The following is a 14809-nucleotide window of genomic DNA, read 5'->3' as shown; positions in this document are numbered from 1 at the left end:
CCCATCTCACGCACGTCTATTCAAAAATGGTTAGCTTTAAAATAGAAGGTTACTCTGTGGTAGATCAAACACATACTCAAACGTTTCAAACAGCTTCAACTGAGCAATCGCAAACCCTACGCGACAATGTTGAAAAAGCATTGCAGAACTACTTTGCTCACTTAGACGGCCAACCTGTTACTGATTTGTACCAACTAGTGTTAGCTGAGGTCGAGGCACCTTTGCTAGAGTCAGTCATGAACTACACTAAAGACAATCAAACCAAAGCATCCGCGATTCTAGGTCTAAATCGTGGTACGCTACGCAAAAAGCTGAAGCAGTACGGTATGCTGTAAGTAAAAAAGGGCGCCCTCGCCCTTTTTTCGTTTTACCCGTTCCCCAAACTTTATAAAACGTTAATCACATTGCGAGAAGCATAATGGCAAACACAACTCCAATTAAACGCGCTCTTATCAGCGTTTCTGACAAAACTGGCATTGTAGAATTTGCACGCGAATTGGCTAGCCAAGGCGTTGAAATCCTGTCTACTGGCGGTACTTACAAACTGTTGCTAGAAAACAACGTAGCAGCGGTAGAAGTATCTGACTACACAGGCTTCCCTGAAATGATGGACGGTCGCGTTAAGACCCTTCACCCGAAAGTACACGGTGGTATCTTGGGTCGTCGTGACATCGACGGTGCGATCATGCAAGAGCATGGCATCCAAGAAATCGATATGGTTGTGGTGAACCTATACCCATTTGAAGCAACCATTGCTCGCCCTGATTGTGATCTACCGCTAGCGATTGAAAACATCGACATCGGTGGCCCAACAATGGTTCGTTCTGCTGCGAAAAACCATAAAGATGTAGCGATCGTTGTAGATCCTGCAAGCTACCAAGGCATTCTAGCGTCTTTGCAAGCAAACGGCGGCCTAACCTACGATCAGCGTTTCGATCTAGCGGTGAAAGCATTCGAACACACGTCTAACTACGACGGCAACATCGCTAACTACCTTGGTAAGAAAGTAGAAGGCGGCAGTGAAGATTTCCCACGCACGTTCAACTTGCAATTCAACAAGCAAGAAGAAATGCGTTACGGCGAAAACCCACACCAAAAAGCAGCGTTCTACGTTGAAGCTAACCCACAAGAAGCCTCTATCAGCACAGCGAAACAGCTTCAAGGTAAAGCCCTTTCTTACAACAACATCGCTGACACTGACGCAGCGCTTGAGTGTGTGAAGAGCTTCCAAGAGCCAGCTTGTGTGATCGTTAAGCACGCCAACCCATGTGGCGTTGCAACGGCAGCGAACCAACTTGAAGCTTACGACCTAGCGTTCAAAACAGATCCAACTTCTGCGTTCGGTGGCATCATTGCTTTCAACCAAGAGCTAACGGCTGAAACAGCACAAGCCATCGTTGATCGTCAATTCGTTGAAGTCATCATTGCGCCTAAAGTGAGCGCAGCAGCACTTGAAATCGTTGCAGCTAAGCAAAACGTTCGTCTTTTAGAATGTGGCGAGTGGTCAACTAACAAACCAGCTGCGCTGGATTACAAACGCGTAAATGGCGGCCTATTGGTTCAAGATCGTGACGACGGCGCTATTGAACTGGGTGATCTTAAAGTTGTTTCTAAACGCCAACCATCTGACGCAGAGTTGAAAGACTTACTATTTGCTTGGAAAGTAGCGAAGTTCGTGAAATCTAACGCGATCGTATATGCTAAAGCAGGCCAAACAATCGGCGTGGGCGCAGGTCAGATGAGCCGCGTTTACTCTGCTAAGATTGCAGGCATTAAAGCGGCTGATGAGAACCTACAAGTAGAAGGTTCTGTTATGGCATCTGACGCATTCTTCCCATTCCGTGACGGCATCGATGCAGCGGCTGCGGCGGGCATTACGGCAGTGATCCAACCAGGTGGTTCCATGCGTGATGACGAAGTCATCGCTGCAGCAGACGAAGCGGGTATGGCGATGGTATTCACTGGCATGCGCCACTTCCGTCACTAAGATAGGCATAGGAAACAAGCATGAACGTTCTTGTAATTGGTAACGGCGGGCGCGAACACGCGCTTGCTTGGAAAGCAGCTCAATCTGCCGACGTAGAAACCGTTTACGTTGCTCCAGGCAACGCTGGTACTGCGCTTGAAGCAAAAGTTGAAAACGTAAACATCGGCGTTGAAGACATCGATGCCTTGGTTGCTTTTGCAAAAGACAACAACATTGGTCTAACCATCGTTGGTCCAGAAGCACCCCTTGTGATTGGTGTCGTGGATGCATTTGATGCGGCGGGTCTACCTATCTTTGGCCCAACCAAAGCAGCAGCTCAACTAGAAGGCTCTAAAGCCTTCACTAAAGATTTCCTAGCACGCCACAAAATCCCAACGGCTGGCTACGGTAACTTTACTGAGATCCCAGCGGCAGTTGAGTACATCAAACAGCACGGCGCACCCATCGTTGTTAAGGCTGACGGCCTAGCAGCAGGTAAAGGCGTTATCATCGCTGAGACAGAAGCCGAGGCGATTGCCGCAGTGGAAGACATGCTAGCAGGCAACGCTTTTGGTGATGCAGGTTCGCGTGTTGTGATCGAAGAATTCCTAGTGGGCGAAGAAGCAAGCTTCATCGTAATGGTTGACGGTGAAACCGTTCTACCAATGGCTTCAAGCCAAGACCACAAGGCGCGTGATAACGGCGACACTGGCCCTAACACGGGCGGCATGGGTGCCTACTCTCCTGCTCCTGTAGTCACGCCAGAAATCCATGATCGCATCATGAACGAAGTGATTATGCCGACAGTGAAAGGCATGAACGCAGAAGGCAACCGTTACCGCGGTTTCCTATACGCAGGTGTTATGGTAGCCGCTGACGGCACACCAAAAGTACTTGAGTACAACTGCCGCTTCGGTGATCCAGAAACACAACCAATCATGATGCGTCTACGCTCGGATCTAGTGTCCATGTGTCTAGCCGCCATCAATGGTGAACTTGACTCTGTTGAAGCAGATTGGGACCCACGCGCAAGTCTAGGTGTTGTGCTAGCCGCAGGTGGTTATCCAGCGTCTTACAACAAAGGCGACGTGATCTCTGGTCATGATGCAGCACTGCCTGCACACCAGAAAGTGTTCCACGCGGGTACCGCTTCAAAAGATGGCAACGTTGTCACGAATGGCGGCCGTGTACTTTGCGCGGTATCACTGGGCGATACAGTGGCTGAAGCGCAAGCGGGTGCGTACGAAGTGGTTAAACAAATCTCTTGGGATAAAGTTTACTTCCGTACCGATATCGGCCACCGTGCTGTATCACGCGAGCAAGCAAAATAAGTTAGCGTCTCAATTAGAGCGTTAGAGCAAAAAGGCCACAGATGTGGCCTTTTTTATGCGTTAAATAAATGACTATTTTTTACCTAAGCCCGCCTGCTTCTTATCCAGCCAAGCTTTAAACTTCTTACCGACTTCCAATACGATCAAACCGAAAATTACTCCGCCCATCCAATCTAAATCCAACAGAAAGCCTAGCGCACCGAGCATGGCGTAACCGTATAAAAAATTACTGCGCGTTTGCCCCTGATGCACACGGGTAAACCAAGTCACCACTAATAGTGCAAGACACCACCAGACATAATATTCCACCAAGATTGGATATAGCATTTCACACCCTAACTAGTTAATAATGTAAGCCTCATGGAGGCCGCTTTGATAAAACACAGCATACGAACGCTCATTTTACTCACTATCATGCATCTGACCAACATCGCCTATGGCGCACAGATGATGGCGTTGCTTGATGAAGAGAACCATAGCGTAAACATTGGCAGCGTCGGCAGTTACTTTATCGACGAAACCAGCCGTTTAACGCTGAGAGACATTGACTCTGAGCAGCTACGTAAGCGTTTTGTTCCCCTAAAACGAGAGTTTCCACAGTTTGGCCTCGTCAAAGGTAATATTTGGATCCGTGTCGAAGTGGCTCAGCGACTCCCTGCCGGGGAATCAGCTGCACTCCATATCAAGGCACCTCGTGCGCAGGTTGTCGATGTCTACACTCCGAATCTATTAAACAATCAAATCTTTTCTGAAATGGGGGATGCTCGCCCCTACCGTAATCGCATCATTGCTTACCCAGACTACATTGTCCCACTGCCCAGTTCCGCTCCACCGCTTTATACCGTGTACATTAAGGTTAGCTCACGCCTGCCGGTTAACTTATTTATGGAGGTGAAAACCTTCTCAGAACTCACCAACGACATTCAAAAAGACACCTATATTACCGGTTTCCTAATGGGGGTTTTGCTGCTATTACTGGCCAGCAATGTGTTCTTCTTTGTACGCACACGACACCCCATGTATTTGCTCTACAGCACCTTATTAGTCGGCATTGCCTGTTTGCACTTTGCACTGCACGGTTTTGTCTATCAACTGTTTCCAAGCTTAATGGGCTTACAGGAACGGGTATATAACTTCTCAGCCCTAGCCTGTGCAGCGTTAATTACCTATTTCACGCGCTTCTACATTGATACCAAGGAAAACTTACCTAAGATCGATAAGTTATTGCTATTAATGATCCTCGGTAATGCTTTCTTAGCCGTTATTTACGCCCTAGCACCGCAAGAATTAAACATTGCCTTTCTCAGCATCAGTGCCGTCAGTACCTTACTGGTGCTGCTTTTTGTCGCCATTTATAGCGTTTACAAAAAAATCCCTTACGCCTTTTACTATCTCACTGCACGACTGACTCTGACCGTCGGCCACAGTATTTGGATTCTCGCTACCTATGGCGTACTCTCTTTGCCATTCTGGTACGAATGGGGGCTGACCACATCAATTATTTTAGAAGCCCTAGTCCATTTTAGTGGCATTATTACACGCCATACACCGACTCATCTCCACACCAGCAAAGCCGATGATATGCCGCGCTACGAGCTGCTGACGGAGATTGCTTCACGTATTAAACGCCAAACCGCCGTCATTGATCATCAGTACAGTCTGAACGAGCCCAGAGCCGATGAGTTGAAACAGGCCTATAAAAACCTGTCCAACATTGCCGAACGCCTCTCTTTTATGCAAAGTTTGCAAAGCAAAAACGCTTATCATCGCACGAATGCACCTACTAACTTACAGCTGCTTATTGATCAAGCCACGATCGACTTTTTTACCCTTGATCAAAGTGATGCCGAAATTGAAATGCAATACGATCAGACCGTGGGGTGGGAGCTGCTCTCTAACAGCTATATGATCAAGCACCTCTACCAAGTCATTATGGAGGAGCTGCATCACCACACTGACCAAGTCCTGAACATTGAAAGCGATGTAGTGATTAATGAGCGTGATGGGCAGCGCCTATTGCATATTCGTGTCTACCCTATGCCAAGCTCCATCAGTCTTGAAAAGGAACATTATTTCGGGCCGCGCTACCTACGCGATCTCGTTGAGGCTTTAGAAGGGGAAATCACGATTTCAGGCGAGGGTCGCGCCCGCGCCTTGAGCTGCCGTATTCCGGTAAACATCAAACAAATCGAAGCCAGCGAACTGGCTAAGCAAACTCAGCTAGAAAACATCATTCTGGTGATCATCGGCCATCAGGATTCAGAGCTGATTGAGCGCACCAGTAACTTCCTTCACACCCGTTTATTTGCCCTGACTCATATCGATTCGGTGACAGACCTTCATACCCTTCTCAATCAGCGCAATGGCAAAAGTCGTTTTGTGATTTTGCTGTTTGAGGATGAGAAAAACTTCGGGGCATCGGATTTAGCCAGCTTTGTCAGTGCGCTACATGAAACCGATTCATGCCTACTGATTTCAAACAATGTTAATATGTCGCAAGAATATGCCAGCGCACTGGGCTTTCATGACTTTGTCTACAGCTCGCAAATTGAAACCAAGCTATTACCCGACATCGAACAGTTACAACGTGAAACACCAAGCTCGATGTTGCCTAAAATCAAGAGATACTCTCAATCCACTTGAGATTTATGAACGTAATTAAAATAATGAACACCGCTATAGGAGACTTTAATGGACTGTTTATTTTGTAAACTGGTCAACGGTGACATCCCGGCCAAAATTCTTTACAAAGACGATGATGTCATCGCCTTTGAGGACATTGCACCTCAGGCTCCTACTCATTTTTTAGTGATTCCAAAGCGCCATATCAGCACCCTAAATGATTTGACGGCTGAAGATGCCGCGTTAGTGGGTAAACTTCCTATTACGGCCGCTAAAATTGCTAAAGAGCTAGGCATTGCTGAAGACGGTTTCCGTGTAGTGATGAACTGCAATGAAATGGGTGGCCAAACGGTTTACCACATTCACATGCACGTACTTGGCGGTCGTGCCATGACTTGGCCACCAGGCTAATAGAAGGTAGCAACGATGCTTCTAACAAAACTTGATAAGGCGGTCATGCAATTTGATCGTGCATTACAAACGCTGGTTCCTAAAGCGGCCAAAGCGGCACGCCCGTCCCCAGCATTACAGCATCCTGAAGCCTCATTAGAGTCGGCAGAGAAACGCCATGCTGTTGGCTTAATGCGCATCAACCACACAGGTGAAGTCTGCGCCCAAGCGCTGTACGCAGGGCAAGCCACCACAGCCAAGCTAGAAACAGTGCGAGCTGAAATGGAACATGCAGCCGATGAAGAAATTGACCATCTTGTGTGGTGCGAGGAGCGTCTCTACGAGCTTGGCAGCCGTCCAAGTGCGCTAAATCCTTTGTTTTATGGGGTATCATTCTGCATAGGCGCTGGTGCAGGTCTTATCAGCGACAAGCTTAGCCTAGGCTTTGTCGCTGCGACCGAAGATCAGGTGTGTTTGCATCTTGATAAGCATATGGCCGCGCTACCTGAGCAAGACCAACGCTCTCGTGCCATTTTAGAACAAATGCACATCGACGAAGCTAAACATAAGCAAATGGCGCTGGATTCAGGTGGCTATGAATTTCCGCAGCCTGTCATGCGCGTCATGACATTAGTTTCTAAAGTAATGACTCACTCAACTTACCGGATCTAACTTATGAATCGTGACCTACAATCACTTCGCCGTGATTATCAATTTGATGACCTGACCGAAGAAAAAGCTGGCTCAGATCCGTTGGCACTGTTTGATGCTTGGCTTGGTCAGGCGATTGAAACCTGCCCAGATGATCCAACAGGCATGCTGCTCAGCACAGTCGATGCAGACAACAAACCGCACTGCCGTACGGTTTTACTAAAACAACGGGACGCTGGCACTTTTACCTTCTTCACTAACTACAACAGTGACAAAGGCCAAGACATTGCCAACAACCCAAACGTGTCATTAACCTTTTTCTGGGCACCACTTTCACGCCAAGTACGTATTGAAGGCGTTGCTAAGAAGGTTTCCCGTGAAGTGTCTGAAGCCTACTTCGCGACACGCCCTAAAGGCAGTCAAATTGCCGCAAGCGTTTCTCGTCAAAGCCAAGTAGTGGCTTCACGTGATGTTTTGTCAAAGGAGTTTGCAGAGCTTGAGCAGCAATACCTAGACAGCGATGTTCCTTGCCCTGAAAACTGGGGTGGCTACGCGGTAGAAGCTTCCTCTATTGAATTCTGGCAAGGTCGCCCAAGCCGTTTACACGACCGTATTGTGTTTACCTTAGACGACCAAGGTACTTGGCAAGCAGTGCGTAAAGCGCCTTAGCCGCCCTTAAGTCATATTAAAAAGCCATCGTTGCGATAGCCTAGCCTATTCGTAGCGATGGCTTTTTTATTGTTGAGCAGAACTTTATATGCCCTCGTCCCAAGCTCGATTTAACTTTCTCGATAGCTATCGCGGCCTCGCTGTGGTGCTGATGATCCTGTTCCACTTTTGTTGGGATTTAAGAGACTTTGGCTTTGTCACCTTTGATGACCGCAGCGATTTTTGGCTGAACTTTCGTAGCCTTATCGTATTTATGTTTGTCAGCGCGGTGGGCTGGTCCAGCTACTTAGCCAGACAAAACAAGCAGCCTCTAAAACGCTTTAGCAAGAACCAAGCAAAGGTCGCTTTTGCAGCGCTGCTTATCTCCCTTGGTACCTACATTGGCTTACCGGAACAATGGGTGTTTTTCGGTATCTTGCACTTTATCTTTGCGGCGGGGTGGATCGTTCGCCCCCTATCAGTGCACCCTTTTATTTCTTGTGCATTGGGTCTTGGTCTAATTGCCGTTAGTCAGTTTTATGGCATTAATGCAATGGCTGCACACCGCTGGTTTATCCACACCTTTTCCGCACCCAGCGCAACCTTAGACTTTATAAACCCTCTGCCTTGGTTAGGTGTGGCACTGATTGGCCCGATATTTGGATACCTCAGGCTACACACCGTCATATTGCCTCAAAATTTCGGTGTTAACCTACTGGCATTCTTAGGTCGACATGCACTGTTAGCCTATTTAATACACCAGTTGATTCTCTACCCGATCGTCATCGGCGCTTACTTTTTGTGGCACTAGATGACAAGTGATCACTGAGCAATCAACCGTAGCCAGTAAACAAAATTTCTTATTTTTGTGTTGCAATTACGCATTCAAGAACTTTTGGGCATGCTCACGTAAGTGATCACTTCAGGGATTGATAAGGCGCAAAATTTTGAATTTTTCAAGCCTTGATTTTCATCCATATGAGCACTATTGTTCGTGCCATCAAATACAAATTACACTACATCTAGTATCAAGCAGTACCTCGAAATACTATATACAGTATATCCACAGGTTTTACTGCAGAAATGGGAATCTAAGGCATGAGCACTCTGACAGTTACCAAGCGGAACGGCAAAACCGAGAAAATTAACCTGGATAAAATCCACAAGGTTGTCACTTGGGCTGCTGAAGGTTTAAACAACGTTTCCGTTTCTCAGGTAGAGCTTAAAGCTCAAATTCAGTTCTTCGAAGGCATCCGCACCACGGACATCCACGAAACGCTAATCAAATCTGCGGCAGATTTGATTTCTGAAGACACGCCTGACTACCAATACATGGCTGCGCGTCTAGCGATCTTCCACCTGCGTAAGAAAGCCTTCGGTGAGTTCGAGCCACCACACCTACACCACCACGTACGTAACTTGGTTGAGCAAGGCCGTTACGACAAAGAGATCCTAGACAACTACAGCGCAGAAGAGTTGGATGTGATCAACGGCTTTATTGACCACTCACGCGATATGAACTTCTCTTACGCGGCAGTGAAACAGCTAGAAGGTAAGTACCTAGTTCAGAACCGTGTGACGGGCCAAATTTACGAAAGCCCTCAGTTCATCTACATCTTGGTAGCGGCTTGCCTATTTGCCAACTACGATAAACAAACACGACTTGATCTAATCAAGCGTTTTTACGACGCGGTCTCTCAGTTCAAACTGTCTTTGCCAACGCCGATCATGTCGGGCATTCGTACCCCAACACGCCAATTCAGCAGCTGTGTATTGATCGAATGTGGTGATTCCCTAGACTCGATCAACGCGACGTCTAGCGCGGTCGTTAAATACGTGAGCCAACGTGCAGGTATCGGTATCAATGCTGGTGCCATCCGTGCCCTTGGTAGCCCAATCCGTGGTGGTGAAGCGTTCCACACGGGTTGTATCCCATTCTACAAACACTTCCAAACAGCGGTTAAGAGCTGTTCTCAAGGTGGTGTGCGTGGTGGTGCGGCGACTGTGTTCTACCCAATTTGGCACTTGGAAGTTGAAAACCTTTTGGTTCTGAAAAACAACCGTGGTGTCGAAGAGAACCGCGTACGTCACCTAGACTACGGCGTGCAATTCAACCGTTTGATGTACCAACGTCTTATCAAAGGCGGCAACATCACATTGTTTAGCCCATCAGACGTACCTGGCCTTTACGATGCCTTCTTCGCAGATCAAGAAGAATTCGATCGTCTGTACGAACTATACGAAGCGGATGAAAGTATCCGTAAACGTACTATTAAAGCGTCTGAACTATTCACTCTGTTTGCGTCTGAGCGTGCCAGCACGGGTCGTATCTACCTACAGAACGTTGACCACTGTAATACACACAGCCCATTCGATCCAAAAGTCGCGCCGGTTAAACAAAGTAACCTGTGTCTAGAGATCGCTCTACCGACTAAACCACTGAACCGCATTGACGATCCAGAAGGTGAAATCGCCCTATGTACACTGTCAGCGTTTAACTTGGGTGCACTGGAAAACCTAGACGAGCTAGAAGAGCTGTCTGAGCTGGTCATTCGAGCCCTAGACAGTCTATTGGATTACCAGAACTACCCAATCTTAGCCGCTCAGCGTGCGACAGAAATGCGCCGTACTTTGGGTGTGGGTGTGATCAACTACGCCTACTACCTAGCGAAGAACGGCGTACGTTACTCTGATGGCAGCGCCAACGAACTGACACACAAAACATTTGAAGCGATTCAGTACTACCTATTGAAAGCATCGAACAAGCTAGCGAAAGAGTTTGGCCCATGTAAGGCATTTAACGAAACCACGTACGCTCAAGGTATCCTACCAATCGATACCTACAAGAAAGAGCTAGATAACGTTGTTTCGGCTGAACTGCAATACGACTGGGAAGCGCTACGTCAAGAAATCAAACAACACGGTCTACGTAACTCTACTGTGACCGCGCTGATGCCATCTGAAACCTCGTCTCAGATCAGTAACGCGACTAACGGTATCGAGCCGCCACGTGGTTTCGTATCAGTGAAAGCTAGTAAAGACGGCATCTTGAAGCAGGTTGTGCCAGAGTTTGAACGTTTGAAACAGAACTACGAGCTACTATGGACCATCCCTTCGAACGATGGTTACCTACAACTTGTGGGGATCATGCAGAAGTTCGTTGACCAAGCCATCTCTGCCAACACAAACTACGATCCATCGAAGTTTGAAGCGGGCAAGGTACCAATGAAAGTCATCTTGAAAGACTTGTTAACCGCTTACAAACTGGGCGTCAAAACACTGTACTACCACAACACTCGTGACGGTGCAGAAGACAAGCAAGACGATATGGTTGATGATTGTGCAGGCGGCGCTTGTAAGATCTAAGTTACAATGCCCTACGTACTCGTGACGTAGGGCTTTTTACCCTATTCATGTTTTTATCTATTCGCGATCATTAAGGATCCTTTTCGGCAATGAGTTACTCTACTTTTAACCGCAAGCAATTTGACAGTCTGCAAGAACCGATGTTTTTCGGGGAAAACGTGAACGTAGCGCGCTACGACCAACAAAAACACCCTATTTTTGAAAAGCTAATCGAGAAGCAACTGTCGTTTTTCTGGCGCCCAGAAGAAGTAGATTTATCCAATGACCGCAAAGACTTCCTAAAGCTGGAAGAGCACGAACAGCATATCTTCCTGAGCAACTTGAAGTACCAAACGCTACTAGACAGCGTGCAAGGTCGTTCACCAAACGTTGCCCTACTACCAATCGTGTCGTTGCCAGAGTTGGAAACTTGGATTGAGACATGGTCCTTCTCAGAGACGATCCACAGCCGCTCTTACACGCACATCATTCGCAACATCGTTAACGATCCTACGAAGGTGTTCGATGACATCGTCGTCAACGATGAAATTGCAAAACGTGCCATCAGCGTGTCGAAATACTACGACGATCTAATTGAGCTAGTGAACCTGTACAACACGCTTGGCCTAGGCACTCACCACGTGCCAGAGCGCGGTGAAGTGGTAGTGTCAATGAAGACACTGAAGAAAGCGCTTTACCTAACATTGGCATCCGTAAACGTACTGGAAGCGATTCGTTTCTATGTTAGTTTTGCCTGTAGTTTTGCTTTTGCTGAACGTACCCTGATGGAAGGTAACGCTAAGATCATCAAACTGATCGCCCGCGATGAAGCCTTGCATCTAAACGGCACACAACACATGTTGAACCTAATGATGTCAGGCCGTGACGACCCAGAAATGGCTGAAATTGCTCAAGAGTGCCAGCAAGATGTAATCAACATCTTCGTTGAAGCGGCACAGCAAGAACGTGAGTGGGCGCAATACCTATTCAAAGACGGCTCTATGATTGGCTTGAACGCACAAATCCTAGGCCAATACGTGGAATACATCACCAACGTGCGCATGCAAGCCATCGGTCTTGAGCCTCAGTTTGCCACTAAGAACAACCCAATTCCTTGGATCAACGCTTGGTTGGTGAGCGACAACGTTCAGGTTGCGCCACAGGAAGCAGAGATCAGCTCTTACTTGGTAGGCCAAATCGACAACGATCTAGACGGAGCGGATTTTGACGACTTTGATCTCTAAAACTGAGCATCAAGATCGAGAAGTTCACCGAGTATTGTTGGGCAAAAAGCAGATTCTCGTTACTGAAGACGAGCCTCTGCTGCCACAACTCGAGCGAGCTGGCGTACAGGTGGAGTACCAATGCCGTGAAGGCTACTGCTCCTCCTGTATGATCAAACTGTTATGGGGCAAAGTCAGCTACCCTGTGGAGCCCTTAGCTTGGGTTAACAGTGGCTATATGCTGACCTGCTGCGCCATCGTTAAAAGTGATATTGAGATAGCCATGCTCTAACGAGCCGTTATTTGCTGCTAAGCATCCTGTAAGCGGCAAACACTCTCGTCGCTGTAGTAATCCAGCACAACCCGCCAAACACCACAGCCAACAACACAAACTGACTTGGCAATAAACACATCAATACAAAACAGGCAATGGTCTCACTGCCTTCGGTGATGCCGCCTAAAAAATACAGTGATTTCTTACCGTACTCGAGCTGTTCGATATTGTGCTTGGCCGCCATGATAGCAAAAGCCAAAAAGCTACTTCCCGTGCCAATAAACGACCAAATCAAAAACGCCGCCGCCAAGGCATTCTGCTCGGGGTTCGACACGGCAAAGCCGAATACCACTGCAGAATAAAAGATAAAGTCCAACACTATGTCTAAATAGCCACCCGCATCTGAACTGGTTTTGGTCGCCCGCGCCACAGCACCATCCAAGCCATCACATAAGCGATTTAGCACAATCCCAACTAAGCCCAACACGTAAAAACCGCCCGCCAGTGCCAGCGCTGCCAGCATCCCCATCACAAAGCCCGACAGAGTGATTTGATTGGCCGTCACTCCTCGTTTGATCAATGGCTGAGCCAGCTGCATTAAGGGCGCCTTTATGAGCGGAATAAAAAACTTATCAAACACAAGAGCTCCTCACTGACGATTATCTGGGCCGACTTTACTTATACGATCACTAGTCGTTGTTTGTTACTATAGCCAACAGATTTATTGGCTCGATAAAGGAAAGACTTCATGATCCATGCAAAGCAGTACGGTGAAAATCTGCCACCACTGGTTGTTATTCACGGTTTATTTGGCAACGCCGACAACTGGCACTCGATTGCACAGAAATGGGCAGAGAATTTTACTGTGTACTGTTTGGATCTGCCCAACCATGGTCGTTCATCCTACTTAGAGCCTGTTACCTTCCCGGCTATGGCTGATGCCATTAACCAATGGCTAGAGGAAAACAACCTCAGCAATATCTACCTGCTTGGTCACTCTATCGGCGGTAAAGTTTCGATGCAACTGACCAGCGATCACCCTGAAAAAGTTGCCAAGTTGATTGTGGCAGATATTGCCCCAGTAGATTACCAGCCCAGCCATAGCGAGATATTTAAAGGCCTACAAGAAATCAATCGCCAAAAGCCTGCCAGCCGAAAAGCGGCTGATGAGTTACTCGCCCAATATGAAAGCAATATGGGCGTGCGTCAGTTCCTATTAAAAAACTTAAAACGTACCGATCAGGGACATGTGATTGATTTAGGGCTGGAACAACTGCTCGCTGGCTACGACACTATTCTACGTAAACCAGAATTAAAGGATGGCATTCAGACGCCAACTTTATTTATTAAGGGTGAGCATTCCGACTACATTCTGCCAAAGTATCAAGATGTATCACTTCAGCACTTCCTTAATGCCAGCGTGAAGATGATTCCTGAAACAGGCCATTGGCTGCATGCAGAAAAACCGACCACCTTTGCCAGCCTAGTTAAGCGTTTCCTCACAACCTGATTCAGGGCACAGACCAAACTCACTCAATAGAAAGCGATCGGTCGGCAACACCAGACCGTACATGCGAATCAGGTACGGGTTAAAGCCGATACGTAAAGGCGTCGGATAAGTCGGTGGCATCAAGGTGCCACTGGCTTCATAGACTTTGATATAGGAAGTCACCAACTCGAGCTTTTCTTGTGACGTGCTGTACAGGGCAAACAGAGCGCCCGCTCTAACTAATTGCAGTGAATGTGCAGCTAAGGCTTTCTTCTTATGAAACATGAGACGAATGGCGTCTTTGGAAAACTGCGTATCAAACAACGCTGAGTCATACAATGACATGACTAAGTTAGAGCTTTCCAACACATCCGTTAGCTGCTTCAGCTTTTCCTCGCGCCCTTCTTCGGCGACTGGATAAGAATACACTTCAACATCTTGTAGCTTTGCTAAACGCAGGCTGCGCTCGCTGAGCGATAAAGCGTCGCTGTGAACGATAGCGATCGGCGCTCGATCTTCCCAAAACGACTGCAACACCTTCAAGCGAAGATCTAGCGGTGCCCCAGAAAAAACCGCCGTGCTGGGTTTAGAGCAGTGCGCACGCGCAACGTCAAATTCTTCTTCCCCCAAAAACAGCGTGATAATCGACACCTTGGCAGGACTTTCACAGATGCGCGTATAGCTATGCTGGCCAACGGTAATCACCAGATCACCGTCTTTCAACTGGGTATTAGGATTATTTAAAACAGGTACCTGATACGACGAAGACGCCGACAAGGACATAGATAACACCCGTGAGACCGTTTCTCGCCCATCATGGAATACGAAAGTGCCGGCTTGAACCAGCACGCTCGCAAGTAATCCAATGAT

The 14809-nt window shown here is 47.6% G+C and carries 15 protein-coding genes; 12 read left to right on the top strand and 3 right to left on the bottom strand.

Features of this window, described 5'->3' with window-relative positions:
- The first annotated feature begins 56 nt into the window (after nucleotides 1–56).
- The 3 genes from fis to purD all read left to right on the top strand — a co-directional run bounded on the left by fis (nucleotide 57) and on the right by purD (nucleotide 3297).
- Nucleotides 57–335 carry a DNA-binding transcriptional regulator Fis gene (gene fis / locus ACOSVP_RS09650; RefSeq protein WP_055461630.1) on the top strand — a complete coding sequence of 93 codons (279 nt, stop codon included), beginning with the start codon at nucleotides 57–59 and terminating at the stop codon, nucleotides 333–335.
- A gap of 83 nt (nucleotides 336–418) precedes the next feature.
- Nucleotides 419–1987, top strand: a complete 1569-nt coding sequence (gene purH, locus ACOSVP_RS09645) for a bifunctional phosphoribosylaminoimidazolecarboxamide formyltransferase/IMP cyclohydrolase (protein WP_487347282.1) — start codon at nucleotides 419–421, stop codon at nucleotides 1985–1987.
- A 20-nt stretch (nucleotides 1988–2007) separates the two neighbouring features.
- A complete protein-coding gene (purD, locus tag ACOSVP_RS09640; RefSeq protein ID WP_487347281.1) occupies nucleotides 2008–3297 on the top strand; it encodes a phosphoribosylamine--glycine ligase in 1290 nt (429 codons plus the stop codon).
- A gap of 72 nt (nucleotides 3298–3369) precedes the next feature.
- Here the strand turns inward: purD and ACOSVP_RS09635 are convergent, their stop codons facing one another.
- A complete protein-coding gene (locus ACOSVP_RS09635) occupies nucleotides 3370–3624 on the bottom strand; it encodes a hypothetical protein (protein ID WP_487347280.1) in 255 nt (84 codons plus the stop codon).
- A gap of 45 nt (nucleotides 3625–3669) precedes the next feature.
- Between ACOSVP_RS09635 and ACOSVP_RS09630 the strand changes: the two genes are divergently transcribed.
- The 8 genes from ACOSVP_RS09630 to yfaE all read left to right on the top strand — a co-directional run bounded on the left by ACOSVP_RS09630 (nucleotide 3670) and on the right by yfaE (nucleotide 12468).
- Entirely contained in the window at nucleotides 3670–5940 is a 2271-nt protein-coding gene (locus tag ACOSVP_RS09630) for a 7TMR-DISM family protein (RefSeq protein WP_487347279.1), read from the top strand.
- Nucleotides 5941–5988: 48 nt separating this feature from the next.
- A complete protein-coding gene (locus ACOSVP_RS09625; protein WP_487347278.1) occupies nucleotides 5989–6330 on the top strand; it encodes a histidine triad nucleotide-binding protein in 342 nt (113 codons plus the stop codon).
- A 15-nt stretch (nucleotides 6331–6345) separates the two neighbouring features.
- Nucleotides 6346–6981: a 2-polyprenyl-3-methyl-6-methoxy-1,4-benzoquinone monooxygenase gene (coq7, locus tag ACOSVP_RS09620; protein ID WP_487347277.1), complete on the top strand. Its 636-nt coding sequence runs from the start codon at nucleotides 6346–6348 to the stop codon at nucleotides 6979–6981.
- A gap of 3 nt (nucleotides 6982–6984) precedes the next feature.
- Nucleotides 6985–7629, top strand: a complete 645-nt coding sequence (pdxH, locus tag ACOSVP_RS09615) for a pyridoxamine 5'-phosphate oxidase (protein ID WP_487347276.1) — start codon at nucleotides 6985–6987, stop codon at nucleotides 7627–7629.
- 88 nt (nucleotides 7630–7717) lie between these two features.
- Nucleotides 7718–8419: a heparan-alpha-glucosaminide N-acetyltransferase gene (locus ACOSVP_RS09610; protein ID WP_487347275.1), complete on the top strand. Its 702-nt coding sequence runs from the start codon at nucleotides 7718–7720 to the stop codon at nucleotides 8417–8419.
- 287 nt (nucleotides 8420–8706) lie between these two features.
- A complete protein-coding gene (nrdA, locus tag ACOSVP_RS09605; RefSeq protein WP_487347274.1) occupies nucleotides 8707–10974 on the top strand; it encodes a class 1a ribonucleoside-diphosphate reductase subunit alpha in 2268 nt (755 codons plus the stop codon).
- A gap of 89 nt (nucleotides 10975–11063) precedes the next feature.
- Nucleotides 11064–12197 carry a class Ia ribonucleoside-diphosphate reductase subunit beta gene (nrdB, locus tag ACOSVP_RS09600; protein ID WP_487347273.1) on the top strand — a complete coding sequence of 378 codons (1134 nt, stop codon included), beginning with the start codon at nucleotides 11064–11066 and terminating at the stop codon, nucleotides 12195–12197.
- Nucleotides 12178–12468, top strand: coding sequence for a class I ribonucleotide reductase maintenance protein YfaE (gene yfaE, locus ACOSVP_RS09595; RefSeq protein WP_487347272.1), 291 nt, complete (start codon nucleotides 12178–12180; stop codon nucleotides 12466–12468). The genes nrdB and yfaE overlap by 20 nt, the downstream gene beginning before the upstream one ends.
- Nucleotides 12469–12475: 7 nt before the next feature.
- On the opposite strand, the gene ACOSVP_RS09590 is transcribed toward yfaE, so the two are convergent.
- Nucleotides 12476–13090 (bottom strand): CDP-alcohol phosphatidyltransferase family protein, encoded by a 615-nt coding sequence (locus ACOSVP_RS09590; protein ID WP_487347271.1) that lies wholly within the window; start codon nucleotides 13088–13090, stop codon nucleotides 12476–12478.
- Nucleotides 13091–13198: 108 nt separating this feature from the next.
- Between ACOSVP_RS09590 and ACOSVP_RS09585 the strand changes: the two genes are divergently transcribed.
- Nucleotides 13199–13960 (top strand): alpha/beta fold hydrolase, encoded by a 762-nt coding sequence (locus tag ACOSVP_RS09585; protein WP_487347270.1) that lies wholly within the window; start codon nucleotides 13199–13201, stop codon nucleotides 13958–13960.
- Here the strand turns inward: ACOSVP_RS09585 and ACOSVP_RS09580 are convergent.
- The gene (locus ACOSVP_RS09580) at nucleotides 13934–14788 is read right to left on the bottom strand and encodes a hypothetical protein (RefSeq protein ID WP_487347269.1); all 855 of its coding nucleotides are present in this window, start codon (nucleotides 14786–14788) and stop codon (nucleotides 13934–13936) included. The two genes, ACOSVP_RS09585 and ACOSVP_RS09580, sit on opposite strands and share 27 nt — an antisense overlap.
- Between the last annotated feature and the right edge of the window lie 21 nt (nucleotides 14789–14809).

The sequence above is a fragment of the Marinomonas sp. HM11-D genome, from assembly GCF_057626615.1.
This window is presented reverse-complemented; position numbering and strand designations above follow the sequence as displayed.